This window comes from Sphingomonas sp. dw_22 (assembly GCF_018449795.1).
Classification (GTDB): domain Bacteria; phylum Pseudomonadota; class Alphaproteobacteria; order Sphingomonadales; family Sphingomonadaceae; genus Sphingomonas.
Window position 1 is genome coordinate 109,902 of sequence record NZ_JAAVVE010000002.1, and the last position, 25,140, is coordinate 135,041.

General features: G+C 67.4%; 16 protein-coding genes and 1 tRNA gene. 13 read left to right on the forward strand and 4 right to left on the reverse strand.

All coding sequences use genetic code 11. The features are described from left to right. Positions 1-70: 70 nt before the first annotated feature. A complete protein-coding gene (locus tag HB724_RS01320; RefSeq protein ID WP_213979096.1) occupies positions 71-1,189 on the forward strand; it encodes a phosphatidylinositol-specific phospholipase C domain-containing protein in 1,119 nt (372 codons plus the stop codon). Here HB724_RS01320 and HB724_RS01325 read toward each other — a convergent pair. Next, positions 1,186-2,364, reverse strand: a complete 1,179-nt coding sequence (locus HB724_RS01325) for an ROK family transcriptional regulator (RefSeq protein WP_213979097.1) — start codon at positions 2,362-2,364, stop codon at positions 1,186-1,188. The genes HB724_RS01320 and HB724_RS01325 overlap by 4 nt on opposite strands. Positions 2,365-2,480: 116 nt before the next feature. Between HB724_RS01325 and HB724_RS01330 the strand changes: the two genes are divergently transcribed. Beyond that, entirely contained in the window at positions 2,481-5,057 is a 2,577-nt protein-coding gene (locus tag HB724_RS01330; protein ID WP_213979098.1) for a TonB-dependent receptor, read from the forward strand. A gap of 60 nt (positions 5,058-5,117) precedes the next feature. On the opposite strand, the gene HB724_RS01335 is transcribed toward HB724_RS01330, so the two are convergent. Then, positions 5,118-6,230 (reverse strand): ROK family transcriptional regulator, encoded by a 1,113-nt coding sequence (locus HB724_RS01335; protein WP_213979099.1) that lies wholly within the window; start codon positions 6,228-6,230, stop codon positions 5,118-5,120. 146 nt (positions 6,231-6,376) lie between these two features. Between HB724_RS01335 and HB724_RS01340 the strand changes: the two genes are divergently transcribed. The 3 genes from HB724_RS01340 to HB724_RS01350 all read left to right on the forward strand — a co-directional run bounded on the left by HB724_RS01340 (position 6,377) and on the right by HB724_RS01350 (position 11,642). Next, positions 6,377-8,974, forward strand: coding sequence for a TonB-dependent receptor (locus HB724_RS01340; RefSeq protein ID WP_213979100.1), 2,598 nt, complete (start codon positions 6,377-6,379; stop codon positions 8,972-8,974). Positions 8,975-8,984: 10 nt separating this feature from the next. After that, entirely contained in the window at positions 8,985-10,286 is a 1,302-nt protein-coding gene (locus tag HB724_RS01345; protein WP_346344645.1) for a metallohydrolase, read from the forward strand. Positions 10,287-10,361: 75 nt separating this feature from the next. Further along, positions 10,362-11,642 carry an MFS transporter gene (locus HB724_RS01350; protein ID WP_218625034.1) on the forward strand — a complete coding sequence of 427 codons (1,281 nt, stop codon included), beginning with the start codon at positions 10,362-10,364 and terminating at the stop codon, positions 11,640-11,642. A gap of 164 nt (positions 11,643-11,806) precedes the next feature. Here the strand turns inward: HB724_RS01350 and HB724_RS01355 are convergent. Continuing rightward, a tRNA-Thr gene (locus HB724_RS01355) sits at positions 11,807-11,882 on the reverse strand. Positions 11,883-12,084: 202 nt separating this feature from the next. On the opposite strand from HB724_RS01355, the gene HB724_RS01360 reads away from it, so the two are divergent. The 8 genes from HB724_RS01360 to HB724_RS01395 all read left to right on the forward strand — a co-directional run bounded on the left by HB724_RS01360 (position 12,085) and on the right by HB724_RS01395 (position 24,883). Further along, the gene (locus HB724_RS01360; protein WP_213979101.1) at positions 12,085-13,335 is read left to right on the forward strand and encodes a hypothetical protein; all 1,251 of its coding nucleotides are present in this window, start codon (positions 12,085-12,087) and stop codon (positions 13,333-13,335) included. Positions 13,336-13,408: 73 nt separating this feature from the next. Next, positions 13,409-18,007: an NAD-glutamate dehydrogenase domain-containing protein gene (locus HB724_RS01365; protein ID WP_213979102.1), complete on the forward strand. Its 4,599-nt coding sequence runs from the start codon at positions 13,409-13,411 to the stop codon at positions 18,005-18,007. A 513-nt stretch (positions 18,008-18,520) separates the two neighbouring features. Next, the gene (locus tag HB724_RS01370; protein WP_213979103.1) at positions 18,521-19,162 is read left to right on the forward strand and encodes a PepSY-associated TM helix domain-containing protein; all 642 of its coding nucleotides are present in this window, start codon (positions 18,521-18,523) and stop codon (positions 19,160-19,162) included. Positions 19,163-19,175: 13 nt separating this feature from the next. After that, a complete protein-coding gene (locus HB724_RS01375; RefSeq protein WP_213979104.1) occupies positions 19,176-19,700 on the forward strand; it encodes a DUF2271 domain-containing protein in 525 nt (174 codons plus the stop codon). Between the two features lie 19 nt (positions 19,701-19,719). Then, positions 19,720-20,607: a DUF4198 domain-containing protein gene (locus tag HB724_RS01380; RefSeq protein ID WP_213979105.1), complete on the forward strand. Its 888-nt coding sequence runs from the start codon at positions 19,720-19,722 to the stop codon at positions 20,605-20,607. A gap of 98 nt (positions 20,608-20,705) precedes the next feature. Further along, a complete protein-coding gene (locus HB724_RS01385) occupies positions 20,706-21,599 on the forward strand; it encodes an FAD:protein FMN transferase (RefSeq protein WP_213979212.1) in 894 nt (297 codons plus the stop codon). A gap of 146 nt (positions 21,600-21,745) precedes the next feature. Then, on the forward strand, positions 21,746-24,133 hold the full coding sequence (locus tag HB724_RS01390; protein ID WP_213979106.1) for a catecholate siderophore receptor Fiu: 2,388 nt from the start codon (positions 21,746-21,748) through the stop codon (positions 24,131-24,133). A 72-nt stretch (positions 24,134-24,205) separates the two neighbouring features. After that, positions 24,206-24,883 (forward strand): Fe2+-dependent dioxygenase, encoded by a 678-nt coding sequence (locus tag HB724_RS01395; RefSeq protein ID WP_213979107.1) that lies wholly within the window; start codon positions 24,206-24,208, stop codon positions 24,881-24,883. Between the two features lie 7 nt (positions 24,884-24,890). Here HB724_RS01395 and HB724_RS01400 read toward each other — a convergent pair whose 3' ends face one another. Further along, positions 24,891-25,136 carry a ribbon-helix-helix domain-containing protein gene (locus tag HB724_RS01400; protein WP_213979108.1) on the reverse strand — a complete coding sequence of 82 codons (246 nt, stop codon included), beginning with the start codon at positions 25,134-25,136 and terminating at the stop codon, positions 24,891-24,893. Positions 25,137-25,140: the final 4 nt, after the last annotated feature.

A 25,140-nucleotide genomic window follows, 5' to 3' on the forward strand; every position in this document is an offset into this window, starting at 1 on the left:
GGAGAATATTTTCCGTCTTTTAACTTACATAAAGCAATTATATTGCCAGCGCATGAGGATGAGTCCATCGATGCGCAAAGCCATGGCCCTGGCGATGACGACCCTGCTGCAGACCGGCGCGACCGCCGGCCAGGAGCCTGTGCCCGAGGATATGCTGCGGCTCGACGAGGTGCAGATCATCGGCACGCACAACAGCTATCACCTGCGGCCCGACGCGGACCTGCTGGAGTATCTCCGGCATTCGGGCTTCAGCGACGGCAGCTACTGGACGGGCCCGCGCCTCGCCCGCGCGATCGACTATGCGCGCGAGCCTCTCGACCAGCAGCTCGACCGGGGCATCCGGGCGCTCGAGCTGGACGTCCATGACGATCCTGAGGGCACCCTCTTCCTCCGCCCGCCCCTGCTCGATGCGCTGGCCCGGGACGGCAAGGCGCCGGACTCCCTCTGGGATCCTTCCGGCAAGATGCGCGCGCCGGGCTTCAAGGTGCTGCACAAGCCGACCTACGATCCGCGCAGCAACTGCCCGCTCCTGGCGGATTGCCTCGCGCAGGTGGCGGATTGGTCCGGGGCCCATCCCGGCCATCTGCCGATCATCCTGATGATCGAGGTCAAGGAGGATCCGGCCGCGCGGAAGCTCGGCTGCGCGGGACTTTGCGCGGATGGGTGGAAGCGGCTCAAGCGGCAGTTGGCCGATGCCTTCGGCCCGGCCCTGTTCCGGCCGGGCGATGTCGGGGCCGCATGGCCGACGCTGGGCGCGCTTCGGGGCAAGGTCATGGTGATGCTGCTCGACGATGAGGACCATGCGCGAAGCTATCGCGCCGCGACCGACCGCGACGGCGACGGCGACGGCGACGACCTGATCTTCACCGCCGCGAGGCCGGTCAAGCGCGCGCCCTTCCGCGCCGGCCCGCATGACCGCATCGCCATCCTGCCCGATCCGCGCGATCCCCGTATCGCCGCGGCGCGCCGCGCAGGGCTGCTCGTCTATACCCGCGCCGACGCCGACACCGAGGAGGCGCGCCGCAACGACCCCACCCGCCGCAACGCCGCCTTCGACAGCGGCGCGACCTTCATCTCGACCGATTTTCCCGGCCCCGATCCGCGCTTCTCCCGCTATTCGGTGCGCTTCGGCGCCGGCTTCGTCCGCTGCAATCCGGTGACCGCACGGGAGAATTGCCGGAGCCGCTAGCCCAGCAGCAGCCCCGGCGCGGCGTCCTCATCTTCGCGCCAGTCGAGCAGCACGCGATAGATCGGCAGCGACGCCGCACCGACCAGGCCCGCGCGCACGCCAAGCATCGATCCCGCCACGCGCGGCTGGGGCAACCCCACGCCTTCGTCGCAGAAGCCCGGCACGTTCACTTCGGCGAGCAGCGCGTGGAGCAAGGGCAGCGGCAACCGACCGCCGAGCAGCACCGCCTCGGGATCGAACAGTCGCGCGGTGATGCCGAGCTGCTCGCGAAGCTGCCCGCCGGCGCGCTTGATCCAGGCGCGCAACGGCGCGCAGCTCTGGACGCTCAGCGCCTCCAGGTCGGCGAAGTCGTCGACCGCGATCCCCTCGCGCGCCAGCGTCGCGAACAGGTCCTGGCCCGAGGGGCGCGGCCGGTCGTTGGGGAACTGGATGCCGATCATCCCGGCATTGCCCCGGGCGCCGCGGATCAGCCGGCCGTCCATCATGATGCCGCCCCCCACGCCGTGCCCGATATGGACGAAGATGAAGGAATCGAGGTTCTGCGCCGCGCCGAGAATGCGCTCGCCAAGCGCGGCGCTCGCCGCGTCGTTCTCGACATAGACCGGCACCGGCACCGCCGCCGCGAAATCGCGCAGCGCGTCCCGGCGGGCCAGCTCGGGAAAATAGGCATGGGCGTGGAGCTGGTGGACGCCGTCGATGAAATCGGCCGGCACCGCGACGCCGACGCCCAGCAGCCGGTCCCGCCCGGTGAGGCCGCGCGCCTCGACATCGGCGATGAACGACGCGGCCAGCGCGCCGAGCGCGGCAGGATCGGCATTCTCGAGCACGCGCGTCTCGGCATGGAGGATCGTGCCGCCCAGGTCGATCAGCCCGATCTCGGCATGGCGATGCGAGAAATAGACGCCGATCGCCTGCGCGCCCGATCGGTTGATATGCACCGGCCGGGTCGGCTGGCCGCGCGCGCCGACGCGGTTCACCGTCTCCTCGACCAGCCCCAGATCGTTCAGCGTCCGCACCATCCGCGTGACGGAAGCACCGGTCAGCCCGGTGATCCCGGCGAGGTCGGTGCGCGCGATCGGCCCGCGCCGCCATACCAGATCGATCAGGCGACGTTCGTTCGCGGACAGGTTCAGCTTGGCCGTCAGCGCCTTTCTCCCGGATGAATCGCGACACACCTATCAATTGTGCCGCAGGGTTAAAGCTGCGCAGTTAAATTTATTTGTGTAATTAAAATGTCGCCCAGCGCGGCTAGTCGGCGAGTCGAAACGGAACACCAAAGGGGGATTCGCCAATGAAACTGTCTCGCGCCACAGCCCTGGCCGGCACCGCACTCGTCCTGGGAATGCTCCCCTGCGCCGCCTCGGCCCAGACCGGGGTGCCGACCGCCGATGCGCCGACCCAGGCCGACGAGACGATCGTCGTCACCGGCTATCGCGAGCTCAACCAGTCGGTGGGCGACGCCAAGCGCAATGCCGACCAGATCGTCGACACGCTCACCCAGCGCGAGATCGAGCGCATGCCCGATCGCTCGCTCGCCGAGGTGCTCGGTCGCCTCCCCGGCGTAAGCTCGGACCGCGGCTTCTCCAGCTCGCAGGCGCGCACCGTCACCGTGCGCGGCTTCGACGCGCGCTACAATTCGATGGACGTCGACGGCAACGTCATCTGGAACTCGTCGCGCAACAATCGCGGCACCCAGCTCGACGTGTTCCCCGCGTCGGTGATCAACCAGATCAACGTCTACAAGACCGTGCTGCCCGATCAGGACGCCAATTCGATCGGCGCCCATATCGAGCTGCGCACGCTGCGCGCCTTCGACGGCGGCACCGGCAGCTATTTCAAGCTGCGCGCGGCCTATGGCCTCTCGGATCAGGACGGCTATCCGGCGAGCGGCATCCCGTCCTTGCGCATCGACGGCGCCGGCAAGTTCACCTTCGGACCCGATCGCCGGTTCGGCGTGGTGCTGGGCGGCGAATATCAGCAGTTCGGCTTCTTCGACCGCTACAATGAAGTCACCGCCTACAGCCAGATCGGCGGGCTGAACGTCGCGAACGGCGACATCTTCCACGGCATCTTCCCGACCCGGCAGAAGCGCAAGGCGCTGTACGGCAAGATCGAGACCCGCTCGGAAGACAAATATTACGGCTTCGTCTCGCTCAGCTATTTCGACGACAGTCTCGCCCAGTCTTTCGATCGCGGCGGCACCTTCATCACCGGCACGCGCGTGACCGGCGCCACCGCCGACAGCGGCACCTTCACCAAGGGCACCGGCGAGACCTATTTCGAGCAATACCGCCTCAACCGCGAGACGATCCTGCTCGGCTCGGGCCTCGATTATCGCCTCGCCGATCGCGCATCGCTCGCGTTGCGCGCCGCCTATACCCGCTACAATCACGACGAAGCGCTGTTCCGGTCGGAGCGGTTCCAGATCGGCGGCCTCTCGGGGACCTACGACTTGGACGGCGACGTGCCCGGCGTGACGCTCGACAGCGCATCGCTCGCCTCGGCGTCGAACTCGGCCAACTGGGTGCAGCGCACCGGCAAGTCGGCCTTCCTCCAGACGCTGCCGCACCGCGACAATGTCTACAATGCCAGCGCGGAGCTGAACTGGAACGCGCAGGAAAGCGCCCGCGGCCTCGGCTTCGTGGGCGGCGTCTCGTGGCGCCGGCTCGACCGCAATTTCGACCAGACGACGAACAATTACGGCATTCCCGCCAGCCCCACGCTGCGCCTGTCCGACATCGTCGACATCGATGCCGGCGCACAGTCGCTCGACGGCGCCAATCCCGGCTTCATCGATCAGGCCGCCTACATCGCCTGGGTGATGGCGCACGGCACCTATTCGCGCGACGATGCGCTCACCACCGACTATCGCCTGAAGGAGGACGTTCTCGCCGGCCATGCCTCGGCGGTGTTCACCCGGCCCGGCCTCCGCCTGCTCGCCGGCTTCCGCGTCGAGAAGACCAATGTCGACAACGATACTGCCAGCACCATTTCGGGCGTGATCACCCCGCAGGCGCGCCGCAGCGACTATACCGAATTCCTGCCCAACGTGCAGGCTGCCTTCCAGCCGATCGCGGGCCTCAAGCTGCGCGCCGCCTATACCGAGACGATCGGCCGTCCCGACTTCGCCGATTTCGCCAACGGCACCACCGTCTCGTTCAATTCGCAGGGGGTGAAGATCGTCAGCGGCGCGAATCCGGACCTCGGCCCGCGCAAGGCGAAGAATTACGACGCCAGCATCGAATGGTATTTCAAGGGCGGCTATGTCTCGCTCGGCGTGTTCCGCAAGGATCTCGACGACGAGACCTTCCGCCAGGTCCGCAACACCTATGACGACGCCGGTGTGCTCACCCAGATCGACACGATCCCGCTCAACACCGGCAGCGCCCGGCTGAACGGGCTCGAGGCGAGCATCGTCAAGGAGCGGTTCGATTTCCTGCCCGGCCTGCTCGCCAATTTCGGGTTCAACGGCAATTACACCCTGCTGGACGGCAAGTGGAACGTCGTGTTCACCGACGGCAGCACCCGCACCGTCGACGGCCTGCGCAACCAGCCCAAATGGCTCGCCAACCTGATCCTGACCTACAACCAGGGCCGGTTCGGTGCGAATATCGGCTATCGCCTGCGCGGACGAACCTTCACCGGCACCTTCGGCGCGACGCCCGAGGGCGATATCTGGATCGACCATTACGAACGGCTCGATGCCCAGGCGACCATTCGCGTGATGCGCAACCTCACTTTGTTCGGCGAGGCCCGCAACCTGACCAACAGCTACTGGATCGAGGACACCGGCATCGACGCCAGCGCGCCGACCACCACGACCACGCCCGGCCGCTCCTACTGGTTCGGCCTGAAGCTGAAGATGTGATCAGGCGGAATTCGTCACCCCCGCGAAAGCGGGGATGACGAAAGGACTGCAACCCTGCGATCAGCTATGCGGCAGCAGCCCCCGGAAGATGGGCAGCGACGCCGCCCCGATCATCCCCGCCGCCGAGCCGAGAGACGAGGCGATGAGCGGCGGGGTCGGCAGATCGTCGAGCGGGCGCAGCACGGAGTCGAGGTCGATCCTCTCCGCCAGCGCGGTCATGATCGCCGGCGGCAACCGTCCCGCCAGGATGATCGCCTCCGGCCCGAAGAATCGGCCGACCCGGGCGAGGTCGCCGCGCAACTGCCCCGCCGCGCGCGCCACCCAGGCCTCGACCACCGGCGCGCTTGCCGGAGCCAGGCTCTCCAGCCCGTCGAAATCGTCCACCGCGAATCCTTCGCGGGCGAGCGTCTCGAGCAGGTCCTGGCCCGAGGGACGCGGCGCACCATAGGGATAATATTGGCCCATGATCCCCGAATTGCCCTGCGCGCCGCGATAGGGCTTACCGTCGATGATCAGCCCGCCGCCCACGCCGTGACCGATATGGACGAGCATGAAGGTACGATAGGCCGTGCCGGCCCCCATAACCCGCTCGCCGATCGCGCAGACCCGGCCGTCATTCTCCAGGATCACCGGCGCGCCGAGCCGCGCCTCAAGCCGTTCGGCCAGCCCCGGCTCCGCCAGCGCCGGGAAATAGTGATGCGGCGCCAGCGTGCCGTCCGCCTTGAAGTCGCCGGGAAAGGAGATGCCGATACCGAGCAGCCGGCCGCGCTCGAGCTCGTGCTCGGCGACCAGCTTGTCGAGCGCCGCGGCCGAGATCCTGCCGATCTCCTCCGGGTCCGGATTCGACAGCCGCGCCCGCGTCGAGCCGAGCATCGCGCCGGCAAGATCGACCACCGCCATCTCCAGATAGGAGTGCGAGAAATTCACCCCCGCCGCAAATCCGGCATCGGCGCGCACCGTGAGCGGGCGCGAAGGCTGGCCGCGCTGCCCCCCCTTGCGCGCCGGCTGCTCGACGAGCAGCCCCATCGTCGTCAGTTCCTGCACCATCAGCGAGATCGCCGGCCGCGTGAAGCCGGTCGAATCGGCGATTTCCGCCCGCGACGACGGACCGTTGCGCCACAGCGTGTCGAGCACGAGGCGATAGCTGTCCGTGAGGTTTCCGATCCACGCCATGCCCATCCCTTCCCCGACCTCTTCGTCCGGCGCAACCGTCTCAATTAAGATAAGTTCGATAACTTAAATAAAACTGTCACGCTAGCGGCCTAGTCGGAATGCGGACCGGCCAATCGACTCGGCAATCACAAAGGGGGAATCCGCAAATGCGCAGCTTCGCGAAGCGCCTCGCCTGTTCGGCGAGCATCCTGGCGCTGGCCGATCTCGGCACCGCCGCCGCCCATGCACAAACTGCCCGGACCAGCGAGCAGGCCGCCGACCAGACCAATGTCGGCGAGATCGTCGTCACCGCGCGCCGCTCGATCGAGACGCCGCCCGAGCAGATCAAGCGCACCGCGACGGGGGTCGTCGATTCGACCACCGCGACCGAGATCGAGAAGACCACCGACACCACCTTGGCCGAGGCGCTGGAGCGCGTCGTCGGGGTCAGCTCGGACGCGTTCTACGGCACGTCGGACGCCGGCTATGTCTCGATCCGCGGCTTCGATTCGCGCTACAACAGCATGGAGATCGACGGGAATCCGATCTGGTTCTCAAGCCAGAACAATCGCGGCGCCCAGATCAACATGTTCCCCGCCGCGATCGTCAAGGAAACCAGCGTCTACAAGACGGTGACGCCCGATCAGGACGCCAATTCGATCGGCGGCCATATCGCGCTGCGCACGCTGCGCGCGTTCGACGGCGGCTCGAAGCCGTATTTCACCGTCGGCGGCCGGATCGGCTTCTACGATCAGGAGAGCAAGGTCCACGACACGCCCTCGGGCAGCATCTACGGCGCGGGCAAGTTCACCTTCGGACCCGAGGGGCGGCTCGGCGTGGTGATCGGGGGCAATTACCAACGTTATGCCGGATCGGACATCTATGGCGGCGTCGATACCTATACCCAGGCGAGCGGCCATGATCAGGTCGGCGGCAACCTCTATTTCGACAGCGCCTATGACCGCTACACCGAGAACACCGCGCTCTACGCCAAGGTCGAGCTCCAGGCGACCGACAGCCTCTACGCCTTCGTCTCCGGCAATTATTTCGACGAGACCAAGGAACTCTACCTCCAGCGCGAGGACGCCTATATCGCCTCGGGCGGCGCGCGCACGATCACCCAGACCGGCCCCGGCACCGCCGATTTCGCCGGCGGCGAAGGCCAGATCCGCGAATATGACTACAATATGCAGCGCCGCGCCAAGGTGGTCGGCGCCGGTCTCGACTATCGCATGCTCGACAAGGGCGTGCTGGTGCTGCGCGCCAACTACACCGACTTCTACAACGACGTGCTGACCCGCAACCTTGGCGACGGCATCCGCCTTTCCGGGCTCAACGGCAGCTACGACCTGAACGGCGACGTGCCCGACGTGACGCCCGCCGACGCGGCCCGCTACGACAATACGGCGAATTGGGTGTTCCGGAACACCGCGGCGAGCAGCGGCAGCGCCTCGTATAATCGCGACCAGATCCTCGAGGACAAGGTCACTTCGGTCCGTGGCGACTTCAACTGGAACAACCACGCCACCGCCCGCGGCCTGGGCGCCGCGGCCGGCGCGAGCTGGACCCGGCTCGATCGCGGCTTCGACCAGACCCAGCGCTTCTACAGCCTGCCCGCCTCCTACGGCACGCTGACCCTCGCCCAGATCGCCCCCGCTGGCGCGACCATGGCGGACAACGACGCGATCAAGATGGACTGGAACAGCTTCTGGGATATCCTCCACGCCAACGGCACCGTCCGCACCGATCTCGCGCCGACCACCGATTATGCGCTGATCGAGGACGTCGCCGCCGCCCATGCCGAGCTGACCTTCGCGGGCGCCGGCTTCCATCTGCTCGCGGGCATGCGCTACGAGCATACCGACGACACCACCCACACCGCCAACCTGGTCAGCAATGTCGTGACGCCGGTGCGGCGCGACTTCAGCTACGGCAACTGGCTGCCCAACGTGCAGGCGACCTTCGACGCCACCCGGCGCCTCAAGCTGCGCGCCGCCTTCACCAAGACGCTCGGCCGCCCCGACTTCGCCGATTTCGCGCCGGGCCTCACCACCACCTTCGATTCCAACGGGGTGCAGGTGAACAACGGCACCAATCCCCATCTCCGCCCACGCATCTCGACCAATTACGATGCGAGCGTCGAATATTATCTCGACGACGGCGTGCTCTCGATCGCGCTGTTCCACAAGGACATCGCCGGCGAGACCTTCAGCGAGCGCACCGAGAACCGCGACGCATCGGGCCAGCTGACCTCGATCGACACGATCCCGCTCAACACCGGCAGCGCCCGGGTGACCGGCGTGGAGGTGACCGCCGCCAAGCGCCGCTTCGGCTTCCTGCCCGCCCCGTTCGACCGGCTCGGCCTCAGCGCCAACTTCACCTGGCTCGACGGCACCTGGAACGTCGTCTTCACCGACGGCACGACACGCGCCGTGGACGGCCTGCGCAACCAGCCCAAATGGCTCGCCAACCTGCAGGCGAGCTACGACGCCGGCCCGTTCGACCTCAACGTCAACTACCGGATGCGCGGGCGCAGCTTCACCGGTACCTTCGGCACCACCTCCGTGGGGGATCGCTGGATCGACGGCTATGATGCGCTCGACGTCAAGCTCAGCATCAAGCTGCTCGGCCAGCTCAGCGCCTCGATCGAGGCGCGCAACCTGACCGATTCCTATATCCGCCAGACCACCGGCACCGAGGATTCGGTCTATAATTCGGTCGGCGCCGGGCGCAGCTATTTCGCCGGCCTGCGGTTCCGCTACTGAGATGCGCGGCGTGGAAGGAAAGACCGGCGTGAAGTTCGCGCAGACCCTGGCCGCGAGCCTGTGCCTCGCGCTCACCGGCGCAGCGCAGGGGCCGGCGGCGACGGCCCCGGACGCGCAGGCGGGCGATGCGCTGCCGCCCTGGCAGCCGGGGATGCTCGACATCCATCATATCAGCACCGGCAGCGGCAATTCGGCCTTCTTCGTCCTGCCCGACGGCACGACGATGCTGTTCGACGCCGGCGATGTCGACCGCGCCCAGATCGCCAGGCTGCCGCCGCTCAAGGTCCAGCCTCCCCGGCCCGACGCCAGCCGCCGCGCCGGCCAGTGGATCGCCGATTATGTCCGTCAGTTCATGCCCGCGGGCCGCGCGCCGGCGCTCGACTATGCGCTGATCTCGCACTTCCATTCGGACCATTTCGGCAAGCTGCTGCCAAGCTCGCCGCCGTCGAAGACCGGCGCCTACAAGCTCACCGGCATCATGGACGTGGCCGAGGCGCTGCCGATCGGCACGCTGATCGATCGCGCCGCCCCCGACTACCGGATCCCGGTCGATCTCCGGAAGTGCGAGCCCGGGGGCACGCTCAACAACTATCTCGCCTTCGTCGACTGGCGCACCGGCCACGGCATGGCGGTCGAGAGCATCCAGCCGGGCAAGACGGGCCAGATCCGCCTGTTGCGCGACGCCGCCCGCTATCCCGGTTTCCAGGTCCGCAACGTCGCCGCCAACGGCCTGCTCTGGACCGGGAAGGGCGACAGGACCGCCGCGCATATCCCCTGGAAGGCCGCGGGCGGCTGCGGCTTCAACGAGAACCCGTTCAGCCTTGCGCTGCGCATAACCTATGGCAAGTTCGACTATTTCACCGGCGGCGACATCACGGGGCTCGAAGGCTTCGGCAATCCCGGCTGGTTCGATGTCGAGACGCCGCTCGGCGCGGCGGTCGGCCCGGTTGACGCGATGACGCTCGACCATCACGGCAATCGCGACGCCACCAACGCGAATTTCCTGCGCGCGATGCAGCCGCGCATGATCGTCCAGCAGAATTGGGTCTCGGACCAGCCCGGCGGCGAGGTGCTCCACCGCATGGCCTCGCCGGACATCTGGCCGGGCGAGCGGAGCATCTTCTCGACCGGCATGGCCGACGAGACCCGCGTCGCGATCGGGCCCTGGCTGGAAAAGGCCTATAGCAGCATGGCGGGGCACGTCGTGCTCCGCGTCGCCCCGGGCGGGGGGCAGTATGAGGTGTTCATCCTGGATGATACCGGCACCAGTCGCCGCGTGATCCGGCATTTCGGGCCCTTCGCCTCGCGCTGAGCGTGGCCCGGTGCAACCGACGGGTCACATTACTGGTGTCAGAGGAGCCGGGCCACCATAGGGACGCGCACGATACTGGGCCGGGCAGACAGCTGGGGGACAACTCTCGTCTACGGATTCGCGCATCTCGGCAAGAGCCTGTTCTGGTATTCGAGCGAGATCCTGTTCGCTTTCTTCCTGACCGAGATCGCCGGGCTTCCGGTGCGCCAGATGGGGATCGTGCTCGCGACCGGATTCCTCGTCAGCGCCGCAATAGATCTGGGAGTGGGCCATGGCCTGCAACGCCGCCTCGCCACCGGCACCTCGGCCAGCCGGCTGCAATTGGCGGGATCGATACTATGTTCGGTGGCGGGCCTCGCCGTGTTTCTCGGCGCATCGATGCCGGCAGAGCTTCGCTTCGGCTATGCGATGGGCTCCGGCATCGCCTTCCGCTTCGCTTTCGCGGCGTACGACATTCCCCAGAACGCGCTGATGGCGCTGGCCACGACCGACCCGGCGAGCCGGCTGCGCGTCGCTTCGACGCGGATCTGGTTCAGCGGCGCCGCCACGCTGGTGGTGGCGGCGACGGTCGGCCCGCTGGTGGCGATGCACGATGGGCCCGGCGGCGTCGGCTTCCTTCTTGGCCTGACCGCGATCTTCGCCATTGCCGCGATCGGCAGCGCCTGGCTGCTGGCATGGGTGCTGCACGATCGCTCGCCGCCGAACGCAACGGTCGAAGATCCCGGCCCCCCGGCGCTACGCGCCTCCATGCCGCCGTCATTCTGGCTGCTGCTGCTGGTGATGGTGGCGACTTCGGCCTTCACGCCCGCCTTCTCGAAGCTCGAACCCTATTTTGCCACCTATGCGCTACGATCCGCCTGGTGGGGCGGGGTCGTCATTTTCCTGGCCGCCGCGGGAATCCTGCTGGGCCAGCCGGTCTGGCTGGCCTTGTGCCGGACGGTGTCGCGCGCAACCATCATGCTTGGCGCCGCGCTGCTCCAGATCGTGGCGCTGGCCGCCTTCGGGCTCAACGCCCAAAACCCCCAGGCGGCGGCGCTCGCCGCCCTGCTTTTCGGTCTCGGCAATGGCGGCGTCGGCATGGTGCAATGGGCGGCATTCAGCGAGACCGTGAACGGCATGGCGCCCTCGCGGGCCGGCCCGAGCTACGGCATCTTCGCGGCGAGTGGAAAGATCGGTTTCGCAGCCGGCGGACTCCTGCTCGCGGCGATGCTCTCCGCCACCGATTTCCGCGGCGGCGGCAGCGCCGACCTGCCGGTCATGATGGTCGTCATCCCGGCGCTGGGCGCGGTCCTGGTAATCGCGGCTGCCATCGGCCTGCGCGCGTTGGAATGCAGGCCGGCCCACCCGTTCGTCTGAGCGAACGTCCGGGCTTGGGCAGCAGATATCGTGGAGAAGATCGGCCGATTCGAGCAAGGTGATCGGGCAGGAAGAGCCGCCTCGCGAGCCTGAAGCGCTATCGGCCCTTAGACAGTTCTCTATGGGGTCAGCCGGAATCGAGCTTTCCCGCAAGTTCCGGAAGATGGTGCCGCTTACAGGACTCGAACCTGTGACCCCCGCATTACGAATGCGATGCTCTACCAGCTGAGCTAAAGCGGCCCGTCCGAAGCGCCTGGACGCCCGGAGAGAGCGGCGCGCTTACCAGCATGATCCCTAGCTGACAAGCGTTGCGAAAGCCTTTCCTGAATCGAATGCGCCGGGCTGGGCCAGACCGGAGTTCGCCTTTTACGCCTCGTTTACCATGCAGGGTGCAAAACCGGCCCAATTGGTACTGGGCATACGCCCATAGTGGAGCACGCGCATGGATATGGCTCGCGGCATGAACGACCCGATCGATTCGCTCGTCGACAGCGAGCAGGACAACGCCGTCTCGGATCGTCCGCTCGATATCGGCACCGACGAACGCCGCATGCATGTGCGCGCCTACAACCATTGGGTGTCGCTGCTGCGCGGCCGCGCCTATCCCTCGATCGAGGATCTCGATCCGGGCAATATCGCCGATTTCGGCCCCAACAGCGTGCTGCTCGATTTCTCCAAGGGCGTCGCGGATCCCGCGATCCGCTATCTCGGCCGCGCGCTGCGCGAGGAATGCGGCGTCGATCAGTCGATCACCCATGTCGGCCAGGTGCCCAGCCGCTCGCTGCTGTCGCGCCTCACCGATCATTATCTCCAGATCATCGCCAATCGCGCGCCGATCGGCTTCGAGGCCGAGTTCGTCGGCCAGCGCGGGCACAACACGCTCTATCGCGGCATCCTGATGCCCTTCTCGTCGGACGAGGAAGGGATCGACTTCATCTACGGCGTCATCAACTGGAAGGAGCTGGTCGATGCCGAGACCCAGGCTCGGCTGAACGCCGAAGTCGAGGAATCACGCCGCTCCGCCCCGCACAATCCGGCGGCCGCTCCGGTCTGGGCCGACGGCCCGAGCGCGGACTTCGATGCACCGCTGGAGCTGACCATCGTCGATATCGATGCCAGCCTGGCCGATCGCCTGGTCGCGGCCCGCGAATCGGTCGCGGCGGCGCTCGCCAGCGACACCCGCAGCCGGGCCGCGCTCTATAGCGCGCTCGACCGCGCCTATGATTTCGCGCTCGCCGCCGAGCAGGACGAGGAAGCCTATGCCGAGCTGCTCGCCGATGCCGGGCTGACGATGCAGGCCCGCGCCCCGATGACGCCGGCGGTCAAGCTCGTCTTCGGATCGGACTACGACAAGACGCGCCTGACCGAATTCGCGGCGGTGCTGAGCTTCGCCAAGCGCCGCGCCATCGCCCGGGGCGGACTCGTCGCGTTCCTGGAAATCGCCGAGGGTGGGATCAAGGGCGTGGTCAAGGCCGAGCGCGAGCTGCGCCGCCCCGCCCCCAAGCCCGATGCCTTCGCCCAGGCCGCCCAGACGCTGCGCACCCGCGCGCCGCTGGCCCATGTCTCGATCGACGCGGGCAAGGGCGAGTTCGTCGTGCTGCTCGCCCGCGCGGGCGGAGACGGGCTCGACATCGTCGCCCGGCTGGAAGACAGCCCGCTCACCGAGCGCGCGATCCGCCAGGCGGCCGGCTGAACTGGTCTTGTTCGTTACTTTCCCCTGCTTCAAGCCTTGAGGTCGTAACCTCACAGGCGTAGGCGACGATTCCATGAAGAACATGATGACGTCGCTGACGCAGGCGTTCGAGGCGCGGCTGCTCGAAGGAGCGTTGCCGGGAGAGTTGGAGGATTTCGGCGAGGCCGAGCGCGCGGAGGCGGCGAATTTCGTCGCCGAGACCGCCGCCACCCGTCCGCCGGGCACGCCCCGCATCACGCTGGAGACCTCCCAGGGCGAGGAAGGGCGCCGGATGCGGCTCGCGGTCGTCAACGACGACATGCCCTTCCTGGTCGATTCGATCTCCAGCGCGATCGCCGCGCACGACATCGCGATTCTCCGCATCATCCACCCCGTCATCCCCGTCGAGCGCGATGCCGAGGGCAAGCTCGTCTCGATCGGTGAAGGTCGCCGCGAATCGATGGTCTATCTCGAGCTGGAACGCGCCGACGCCCGGGGCCGCCGCGCGCTGATCGCCGAGCTCGAACGTACGCTGGAGCAGGTCCGCGACGCGGTGGACGACTGGCGCGCGCTCCAGACCGCGATGGCCGCCGATGCCGCCGCGGTGCATTCGAAGGAAGGCGCCAAGCTGCTGCGCTGGTTCCACGACGGCGCGATGACGCTGCTCGCGCACGAGAACTGGCGGACCGACGGCAGCGCGAGCGACCAGCTCGGCGTGGCGCGCTACACGCTGGAGACGCCGATCCTGGCCGAAGCGTCGCGCAAGGCGGCCGTCGACTATTTCCGCAAGGGCGGCGAAGCGCCGCTGCTGCTCAAGTCCAATTCGATCTCGACCGTGCATCGCCGCGTGCCGCTCGACATCGTCGCGCTGCCGATCCTCACCGGCGCGGAAGTGACCGGCCTCTCGATCCATGCCGGCCTGTGGACCAGCGCGGCCCTGTTCGCCGCGCCCGAAGAAGTGCCGCTGCTGCGCGCGCGCCTGAACGCGCTGGAGGACAAGTTCGGCTTCGATCCCAAGGGCCATACCGGCAAGGCGATGACGCACGCGCTCACCGCGCTGCCGCACGACCTGACCACGGCCTTCGATCCCGCCTCGCTCGAAAACCTCGTGCTCACCTCGATGTCGGTCGCCGATCGGCCGCGCTCGAAGCTGGTGCTGGTGCGCAGCCTGCTCGGGCGGCACCTGTTCGCCTTTGTCTGGTTGCCGCGCGACGAAGTCTCGGCCGGGCGCCGCGAGGCGATCGGCGAGATGCTGGCCGAGGCTTCGAATGCCAGGATCATCAATTCCTCGATCGCGCTCGAGGACGGCGCGGTCGCGCTGCTGCGCTACACGCTCGATCTGCGCGACGGCGGCACCGTGCCCGATGCCGATGCGCTCGACCACCAGCTCGAGCGGATGGTGCGCGGCTGGGTGCCCGCCGTCGAGGCCGCCTTGGTCGAGCAGGTGGGCGCCGCCTCGACGCGCCTCGCGCTGCGCTTCGCCCAGGCTTTCCCCGCCACCTATCGCGCGACCAGCACGCCCGAAGAGGCCGCGCGCGACATCGTCCGGATCGCCACGCTGGAGAATCCCGGCGACCGCTCGGCCCGCATCACGCCCGCCCAGGGCAAGCCGGGCGAATATCGCATCAAGCTCTATGCCCAGGGCGGCGCGCTGGCGCTGTCCGACGCGGTGCCGGTGTTCGAGAATTTCGGCTTCCGCGTGATCGAGGAAGTGCCGGCCCAGCTTGCCGGCGGCATCTTCGTCCATGATTTCGAGGTCGCCGCGCCGCAGCTCAAGGGCGATGTCGCCGTCATCGAGGACGCGATCGCCGCGGTGCTCGAAGGCGGGGCCGAGAATGACAGCTTCAACCGGCTGATCGTCGAGAGCGGGATGCGCCCCGAATCGGTGGTGCTGTTCCGCGCCTGGTTCCGCTACCTCCGCCAGACCGGCATGAATTACGGCATGGCGACCGTGGTCGATGCGCTGCGCCGCGCGCCCGCCGTCGCCGCCGCGCTGATCGAGCGCTTCGCCGCGGCGCATGACCCGGCCCGTGCCGGCAATGCCGAGGCGATCGAAGCCGCGACCGCCGCGATCGATGCCGGCCTCGACGCCGTCTCCGCGATCGACGACGACCGCATCCTGCGCACGCTGCGCGGCGTCGTCACCGCGACGCTGCGCACCAACGCCTATGCCCCGGCCGCCAGGGAAGCCCTCGCGTTCAAGATGGACTCGAAGCTCGTGCCGGGCCTGCCCCAGCCGCTGCCCTGGCGCGAGATCTGGATCTATTCCCCGCGTGTCGAGGGCATCCATCTGCGCGCCGGCCCGGTCGCGCGCGGCGGCCTGCGCTGGTCCGATCGCCGCGACGATTTCCGTACCGAGATCCTCGGCCTGATGAAGGCGCAGCGCGTCAAGAACGCGGTGATCGTGCCGACCGGCGCCAAGGGCGGCTTCTATCCCAAGCAGCTCCCCTCGCCCGCCACCGATCGCGACGCCTGGTTCGCGGAGGGCACCGAGAGCTATCGCATCTTCATCCGCGCTTTGCTCTCGGTCACCGACAACATCGTCTCGGGCAAGGTCGTCCATCCCGAGGGCGTCACCGTGCTCGACGGCGACGATCCCTATTTCGTCGTCGCCGCCGACAAGGGCACCGCGACCTTCTCCGACGTCGCCAACGCGATCGCCATCGATCACAATTTCTGGCTTGGCGACGCGTTCGCTTCGGGTGGTTCGCACGGCTATGACCACAAGGCGATGGCGATCACCGCCAAGGGCGCCTGGATCTCGGTCCGCCGCCACTTCCTGGAGATGGGCACCGACATCCAGGCCGAGCCCGTCACCGTGGTCGGCTGCGGCGATATGTCGGGCGACGTGTTCGGCAACGGCATGCTGCTGAGCAAGGCGATCAAGCTGGTCGCCGCGTTCGACCATCGCCACATCTTCCTCGATCCCGATCCCGATCCGGCGAAGAGCTGGGAAGAGCGTAACCGCATGTTCGCCCTGCCGCGATCGAGCTGGGCGGATTACAATCCCGCACTGATCTCCAAGGGCGGCGGCGTCTTCCCGCGCACCGAGAAGTCGATCCCGCTCAGCCCCGAGGTGCAGGCCGTGCTCGGCCTGTCGGTAAGCGAGATCGACCCGACCAGCCTCATCTCCGCGATCCTAAGGGCGCAGGTCGGGCTGCTCTGGTTCGGCGGCATCGGCACCTATGTGAAGGCGGCGAGCGAAAACCATGTCGAGGTCGGCGATCCCGCCAATGATCGCCTGCGCGTCAACGCCGAGGAGGTCCGCGCCCAGGCGATCGGCGAAGGCGCGAACCTGGGCGTCACCCAGGCCGGGCGCATCGCCTTCGCCACGCATGGCGGCCGCATCAACACCGACTTCATCGACAATTCGGCGGGCGTCGATTGCTCGGACAATGAGGTCAACATCAAGATCGCGCTCAACCGCGAGATGATCGAGGGCCGCCTCGCCTTCGAGGACCGCAACAGCTTCCTCGCCGAGATGACCGACGACGTCGCGCATCTGGTGCTGGAGGATAACCGCCTCCAGACGCTCGCGCTCTCCTTCATGGAGGCGGACGGCGCGGTGGCGCTGCCCAGCTATGTGCGCGTGATCGAGATCCTCGAAAGCGCCGGCCGGCTCGATCGCGCGGTGGAAGGGCTCGCCTCGAACGAGGACATGCTCCGCCGCGCGCAGGACGGCCGCGGCCTCACCCGGCCCGAACTGTCGGTGCTGCTCGCCTCGTGCAAGCTCGCGCTGCAGGACGCGATCGAGCATGGCGGGCTCGGCCATGATCCCGCGCTGGAAAGCGACCTCCATGCCGCCTTCCCCGCGGCGATGCAGGCGCGCTTCGGCACGGCGATCGACGAGCATCGCCTGCGCGGCGAGATCGTCGCGACCAAGCTCGCCAACCGCGTCATCAATCGCCTCGGCGTCCTCCACCCCTTCGAGCTTGCCGAGGAAGAAGGCGCGTCGATGACCGACATCGCCGCGATGTTCGTCGTTGCGGAACGGCTCTTCTGCCTGCCCGAGATCTGGGAAGCGGTGGAGACCGCCGAGATCGGCGAAGGCGCCCGCCTCGCGCTGCTCGATGAGGTCGCGGTCGCCGCGCGCGGCCAGATCGCCGATCTGCTGCGCGTCTGCCGCCCGGGCGCCAGCCCCGCGGAAGTCATCGCCCGGCTCAAGCCCGGCATCGACAATCTCGATCGCCAGGCCAAGGCGCTGCTGCTCGACGAAGTGCGTGCCCAGAGCAACCGCATCTCGGCCAAGCTCGAAGCCGCCGGCGCGCCGAAGGAGCTGGTCGCCAAGGTGATCCGCCTGTTCGAGCTCGACGGCGCGATCGGCCTTGCCGATCTCGGCCAGCGGAGCGGCGTGGACGAGACCGTGCTCACCCGCGCCTTCACTTCGCTCGGCCAGGCGCTCGGCCTCGACTGGGCACAGTCGACCGCCGCGCGCATCACCACCGGCGATGTGTGGGAACGGCTGCTGATCGCCGGCCTCGCCCGCGACTTCCAGCAGCTCCGCCTGGAGTTCCTGGGCCGCGTGGACGACAAGGATCCCCAGGCCGCCGTCGATGCCTGGCTGGAGCAGAACAGCAGCCGCGTCGGCCAGTTCGCCAATCTGGTGAAGCGCGCGCGCCAGGCCGCCGTGCCCAACGCCGCGATGCTCGCCCAGATCGCGGGCCAGGCGCGGGTGCTGCTGGGCCGCGAATAAGCAAAGGCCAGCCCGGCGGGCTGGCCTTTGGCTTCGCAACGGGTTTGGGGCGCCGGCTAGCGTCGGCGCCCGAATCGATCAGCCTTCCAGATCGGACCCCGAAGGCGGCGAACGCCGGGTCACAGCGTACATGGCGCCCAGACAGCCCATGACACCCACCGCACAGACCGACGCCACTCCAGCATATAATCCAGCCATTCTTCTCTCCTATGTTTATTGAGAGGGAACCTGAGATGTTTTCTGGATCACTACAATAAACATTCGTCGCTGCGCCGCACACAAAACCCGCTATTTCATGTTGCATTGCAAGATGACTGAAGCGATATTTGGATCGCTTTCGGGCGCTGCGCTTCTTCGGAAAACATCTTGGCGCCGACTTGCTCTCAAGCCGGGCACGCGGCAGATTCCGATGGGCAAGATCGGCATGGCGATGGGCCATGATTGGTTGCAATTGCGAATCGTTCGCGTTATCGACCCTGACAATCAACCGCGTCCGAGACCAGTCCCATTTCCATGCACGGCACCGTCCCTCCGGCTACCAAGAAGCGCAGCCGGAAGAGCTTCTGGCTGAAGCAGCTTCACACATGGCATTGGATGAGCTCGGCGATCAGCCTGATCGGGCTGCTGCTGTTCGCGATCACCGGCTTCACGCTCAATCACGCCGCCGATATCGAGGCCGCGCCCAAATCGATCGAGCGCGCCACCCAACTTCCGCCCCAGCTCCTCGCCCAGGTGAAGCCCGACGACAAGCCGGACAGCAAACAGCCCTTCCCCGCCCCCGTCGCGAAGTTCATCGAATCCAAGCTGCCGATGAAGGCCGATGGCATCGCCGAATGGTCCGCCGACGAGATCTATCTCGCCCTCCCCCGCCCCGGCGGCGACGGCTGGATCTCGATCGACCGCGAGACCGGCACCGTCACCAGCGAGAGCACCTCGCGCGGCTGGATCGCGTACCTGAACGACCTCCACAAGGGTCGCAATGCCGGCGGCGCCTGGAAGCTGTTCATCGACATCTTCGTGTTCGCCTGCATCGTCTTCACGCTGACCGGCCTGGTATTGCTGTGGATGCATTCGAAGCACCGCAAGAGCACCTGGCCGATCGTCGCGCTCGGCCTCATCATCCCGGCGCTGATCGCCATTTTCCTCATTCACTAGAAAAGGGTCTCTCATGCAGTTTCGCCTGACCGGATTAACCGCCGCCGCGATCGGCGCCGGCAGCCTGTTCCCCGCCACGGCCGGCGCGCAGACGCTCGACCTGTCGATCGACATTCCGAAGCTCAACGTCGCCGAATATCACCGCCCCTATGTCGCGGTGTGGCTGGAGAAGGAGGGCGTCGCCCCCCGCACGATCGCGGTCTGGTACGACGTCAACAAGGCCAAGGGCGAAGGCACCAAATGGCTGCGCGACATCCGTCAATGGTGGCGCGCCGCCGGCCGCACGATGACCTTCCCCGCCGACGGCATCAGCGGCGCCACCCGCGCGCCGGGCACGCAGAAGCTGCGCCTGGTCGCCGGCCGCGGCGGCATGCCCGCGCTGACCCCGGGCAATTATACGCTGGTGATCGAGGCCGCCCGCGAAGTCGGCGGCCGCGAAGTCGTCCGCCTGCCCTTCGCCTGGAACGGCAATGCCGCCACCGCATCGGGCAAGGGCGCGACCGAGCTGGGCGCCGTTTCCTTCAATCTCAAGCGCTGAACCGGGGAGATATATTCCAATGAAGTTTCGCAAGCCGCTGATCGCCATCGCCGCCGTCGCGGCGATCGCCGCCCCCGCCGCGCTCGCCCACCGCATGTGGATGCTGCCGTCCTCGACCACCGTCTCGGGCACCGACAATTGGGTGACGGTCGACGCCGCCGTGTCGAACGACCTGTTCTATTTCGATCACCAGCCGCTGCGCAACGTGCCGGTCGTCACCCAGCCCGACGGTACCGAGGGCAAGGTCGAGAACCATTTCGTGGGCAAGTTCCGCGCGACCTTCGACCTGCATCTGACGCAGCAGGGCACTTATCGCATCGCCGTGGTCAATGAGGGCGTGTTCGGCCGCTACACGCTGAACGGCGAGACCAAGATGATCCCGCGCGGCACGACCAAGGCGAACCTCGCCGCCGCCATCCCCGCGGGCGCGACCGACGTCGTCACCTCGGAAGCCCTCACCCGCAACGAGATCTTCGTGACCCAGGGCGCGCCGACCAACACCGTGTTCAAGACCACGGGCACTGGTATCGAGCTCGTCCCCGTCACCCATCCGAACGACCTGATCGCGGGCGAGGCGGCGACCTTCCAGTTCCTGCTCGACGGCAAGCCGGCGCCGAACCTGTTCGTCACCGTCGTCCCCGGCGGCATCCGTTATCGCGACAACCTCAAGCAGATCGACCTCAAGACCGATGCCGAGGGCAAGGTCTCGATCAAATGGCCCGATCCCGGCATGTACTGGCTCAATGCTACCCCCAACGCCCCGCGCGCCGAGGGTGAAGGCGAAGGCGGCCCGCGCCGGGCGGCCGGCGAAGGCCCGCGTGCCGAGGGCGGCCCCCGCGCCATGCCCAGCGGCCCGCAGCCGCGCCGGGTGAGCTATGTCACCACGCTTGAGGTGCTCGCCCCCTGAACCTCGAACCGCGGATCGCCATTCCCGACAGCCTCGCGCCGGCGGCCTTCCACCGCCGGCGCTTGAGCGCACCCGTCACGTCGCTCGGCGGCGAGACGATGGGCACGAGCTGGTCCGCCCGCATCGTCGATGCGCCCGCGAATGCGCAGGCCGAGATCGAGGCCGTGCTGGCCCGCATCGTCGCCGAGATGAGCCATTGGGAGCCAGGCTCGGACATCAGCCGGTTCAACCGCAGCGTGATGGGCCGCTGGCAGCCGCTGCCGCCGCAATTCCTCCACGTCCTCTCCGCCGCGCTCGATCTGGCGCGGGCAAGTAGCGGCGCCTTCGATCCCGCGATGGGCCTGCTCGCCGATCTCTGGGGCTTCGGCCCCGCCGGCTCGCGCGAGTGGCTGCCGGAAGCACATGCGGTCGCCGAGGCGCTCGCCGTCTCCGGCGCCGGGCATATCGAGTTAGACCCCGCCGGCCGCCGCGCGCGCCGCCTGACCCCGGCCCAGCTCGATTTCTCCGGCATCGCCAAGGGCTTCGCCGTCGATGCCGTCGCCGAGAGGCTGCTCGGCGCGGGCGTGCCCGACTTCCTGGTCGAGATCGGCGGCGAGTTGCGCGGCGAAGGCATCCGGCCCGACGGCCAGCCCTGGTGGGTCGATCTGGAGCCCGTCCCCGGTGCGCGCCTGGCGCCGATTCGCGTCGCGCTCCACGGCCTGTCGGTGGCGACCTCGGGCGACTATCGCCGCGCCTTCACCCATGGCGGCAGAAGCTACGCCCACACGCTCGACCCGCGCACCGGCCGCCCGCTGGAGAATGGCGTCGCGTCGGTCAGCGTGCTGCACGCGCAGGCGATGCTCGCCGATGCCTGGGCGACCGCGCTGGGCGTGCTGGGGGGTGCAGGCATTGCCCTGGCGGAGCGCGAAGGGCTGGCGGCGCATATGGTGATGCGCGACGGCACCGGCTTTGCCGAACACCTCTCCCCCGCGCTGCAGGCAATGCTCGACTGAGCGGATCGCAGCCTCCGGCAGCGTGACCCGTGCCGGACGACAGTCAATCAGCTTGACCATCGTTGTTATTGATAATGACTTGCAAAGTCGTATTCACCCCCATATGCGCTGCGAACGAATCGCAACAAGAGAGAAAGGGGTAATTGATGACCATGGGCCGCAAGGGGGGAATCCGGAGCAAGCGACGGTCGATCGAAGTCACGATGGGCCTGTCGCTGGCGGCGCTCGGCGTGCAGCAGGCATCGGCACAGGAAGGCTCCCGATATCCGCAGGATCAGCAGAACCCGGCCGTTCACGCCGATGGTCCGCGCGATCATCGCCGGCATCGGGAAGCGGACGACGATACGCAGGATTCGATCCTCGTCACCGGACAGAAGGGCCACGTCGACTCGCCCAAGTTCACCCAGCCGCTGGTGGATACGCCGCAGACGGTCCAGATCATCGACAAGGAGCTGTTCAACCAGCAGGGTGCCACGACCCTGACCGAGGCGCTGCGCAACAGCCCCGGCGTCGGCACCTTCTTCGCCGGCGAGAACGGCACCACCAACACCGGTGACTCGGTGTACATGCGCGGCTTCGACACTTCGAACAGCATCTTCGTGGACGGCATCCGCGACCTGGGCTCGATCTCGCGCGACATTTTCAACACCGAGCAGATCGAAGTCGAAAAGGGCCCAGCGGGCACCGACAACGGCCGCACCGCGCCTTCAGGCGCGATCAACATGGTCAGCAAGCGGGCATTTGTCGGCAACGCGGTGTCGGGCACCGTCTCCGGCGGCGTGGACGGACAGAAGCGCGCGACGGCGGACCTGAACCAATCGCTCGGCGGCGTGCCCGGCGCGGCGCTGCGCCTCAACGTCATGTGGCAGGACAGCGACCAGCCCGGCCGCGACCATGTCAACAACAAGCGCATCGGCATCGCGCCATCGGTCGGCTTCGGCCTGAACGGCGACACCCGGGTCTATGCCAACCTGCTCTATATGAAGCAGGACAACATCCCCGACGGGCTCGTGCCGACCATCGGCCTGCCGGGCTGGACCCCGCAGCCGGGCCTGGAGCAGCTCGCGGGCCACCCGGTGGATTCGAAGAATTTCTACGGCACCCGCGACGATCACGACAATGTGACCGCGCAGATGGCGACGCTGCGCTTCGAGCATGATTTCTCGGACAATCTGAAGCTGACCAACACCGCGCGCTGGGGGCTGACCAAGCAGGACTATCTGCTGAGCGCGTTCATGTCGACGGGCGGCACCGTCGCCAATCCGCAGGCCGGCAACATCAAATGGACCGACATCGACGACCTGTCGACCTATACGATGGCGCGCAGCAACACGACGGTGAAGGACCAGCGCAACGAGATCCTGACCGACCAGCTCAACCTTCGCGCCGATTTCGCCACCGGCGCCGTGGAGCATAATCTGAGCGCCGGCGTCGAGATCACGCGCGAGCAGCAGAATAATTACGGCGTCACCGTCTCGGGCACCCGGCCGGCTGCCAGTCTCTACGATCCGGACTGGAACGACACGGGCACGCTGAGCCTGTCGCGCAACGGCACCGGCAGCCGCGGCGTGACCGATACCCAATCGGCATATCTGTTCGATACCGCCAAGTTCTTCGACGAGAAGCTGCTGGTGACGGGCGGCGTGCGCATCGATCATTACGAGACGAGCTACAGCGCCAGCGCAATCTGCAACGACGGCACCGGCCGCGGCGCCGTCCCCTGCAATGGCCAGCCGGTGGGCAGCGCCGTCACCACCACGGACCTGACCGCCAGCGACACGCTGTTCAACTGGAAGCTCGGCGCAGTGTTCAAGCCGATCCAGCCGGTCAGCCTCTACGTCAATTATGCGATCTCGCAGCAGCCCCCGGGCGGCGCGAACTTCTCGCTCAGCTCGGCCGCGACCAGCCTCGACAACCCCAATCTGAAGCCGCAAAAGGCCAAGACGATTGAGGGCGGCGTGAAGTGGGCCGCGATGGGCGGCAAGCTGCTCGTGACAGCCGCTGTGTTCCGCACCGAGGTGTCGAACGAGATCAACAGCCAGATCCTCGACGACACCGGCAATCCCACCCAGACGGGCGAGAAGCGCGTCCAGGGCATCGAGCTCTCCGCCGTGGGCAACATCACGCCCGACTGGTCGATCTCGGCGGGCTACAGCCACCTCAACACCAAGGTGAAGGAAGGCGCGGCGGTGACGGCCGACGGAACGCCGAATCTGACCTACACGCCTGACGATTCGTTCTCCGCCTGGACCAACTATCGCCTCCCGTTCGGGCTGAACCTCGGCGGCGGCGTGCGTTACGCCAGCAGCATGCGTCGCGGCACCGATGGCGCGGTGGGCACGCCCGCCTTCACCAACGGCTGGACGGTCGTCGATGCGCTGGCGTCCTACTCAGTCAACTCGCACCTCACGCTGCGGGTGAATGCCTACAATCTGTTCGACAAGGACTATGTCTCGGCGATCAACAAGAGCGGGTATCGCTACACACCCGGAACGCCGCGCACGTTCCTGTTCAGCGGGGACTTCCGCTTCTGAAGCCCATGAGGCAAACCGGTGCGGCGGGGAGGAAACTTCCCGCCGCGCCTGGTTTCAACTGGTGAGTTCGCAATGCTGCTGCATATCCCACAGGTTCTGGATTCCGAGCAGGTGGCCGAGTTCCGGCGCAAGCTGGACGCGGCCGACTGGGCGGACGGACGCGAAACCGTCGGCGCGCAGGGCGCGCAGGTAAAGCACAACGAGCAACTGCCCGACGCTTCCCCGCTGAAGGCGGAGCTCGGCAAGGCGCTCCTGACCGCGCTCGAGCGCAATCCGCTGTTCTTCGCCGCCGCGCTGCCCGCGAAGATCCTGCCGCCGCGCTTCAACCGTTATGCCGATGGCGGCGAATATGGCTTCCATGTCGACGGCAGCGTGATGCGGATGCCGGACGGATCGCAGCTGCGCTCGGACGTGTCGTGCACGGTCTTCCTCAACGAGCCCGACGAATATGACGGCGGCGAGCTGGTGGTCAGCGACACCTATGGCGAGCATGAGGTGAACCTGTCTGCCGGCGACGCCATCGTCTATCCTTCGAGCAGCCTGCACCGGGTGACGCCGGTGACCCGCGGCGCGCGGCTGGCCTCGTTCTTCTGGATCCAGAGCCTGGTGCGCGACGACAGCCAGCGCCGGACGCTGTTCGAGATGGACACATCGATCCAGCGGCTCACCGCCACCGGTGCCGACCGGGAAGCCGTGGTGCAACTGACCGGCGTCTACCACAATCTGCTGCGCCGCTGGGCCGAAACCTAACGGATCTTCAGTCCGCGCGCTCCGCCATAAGCCAGATGCGGATCGCGCTGGCGAGGTTGGGCGGGTCGTCCGATCCGATCCGCGCATGGTCGATCGCCGCCACCAGCGCATTGAGCGGCAGCCCGCGCCGGATCGCCTCGGCTTCCAGCGCCTCCCAGAAGATCGGCTCCAGGCCGATCGAGGTCTGGTGCCCCGCGATCGTCACCGATCGCTTGATCGCAGGCTGGAAGCCGCCGGGCGGCGTCTCGATCATTCCC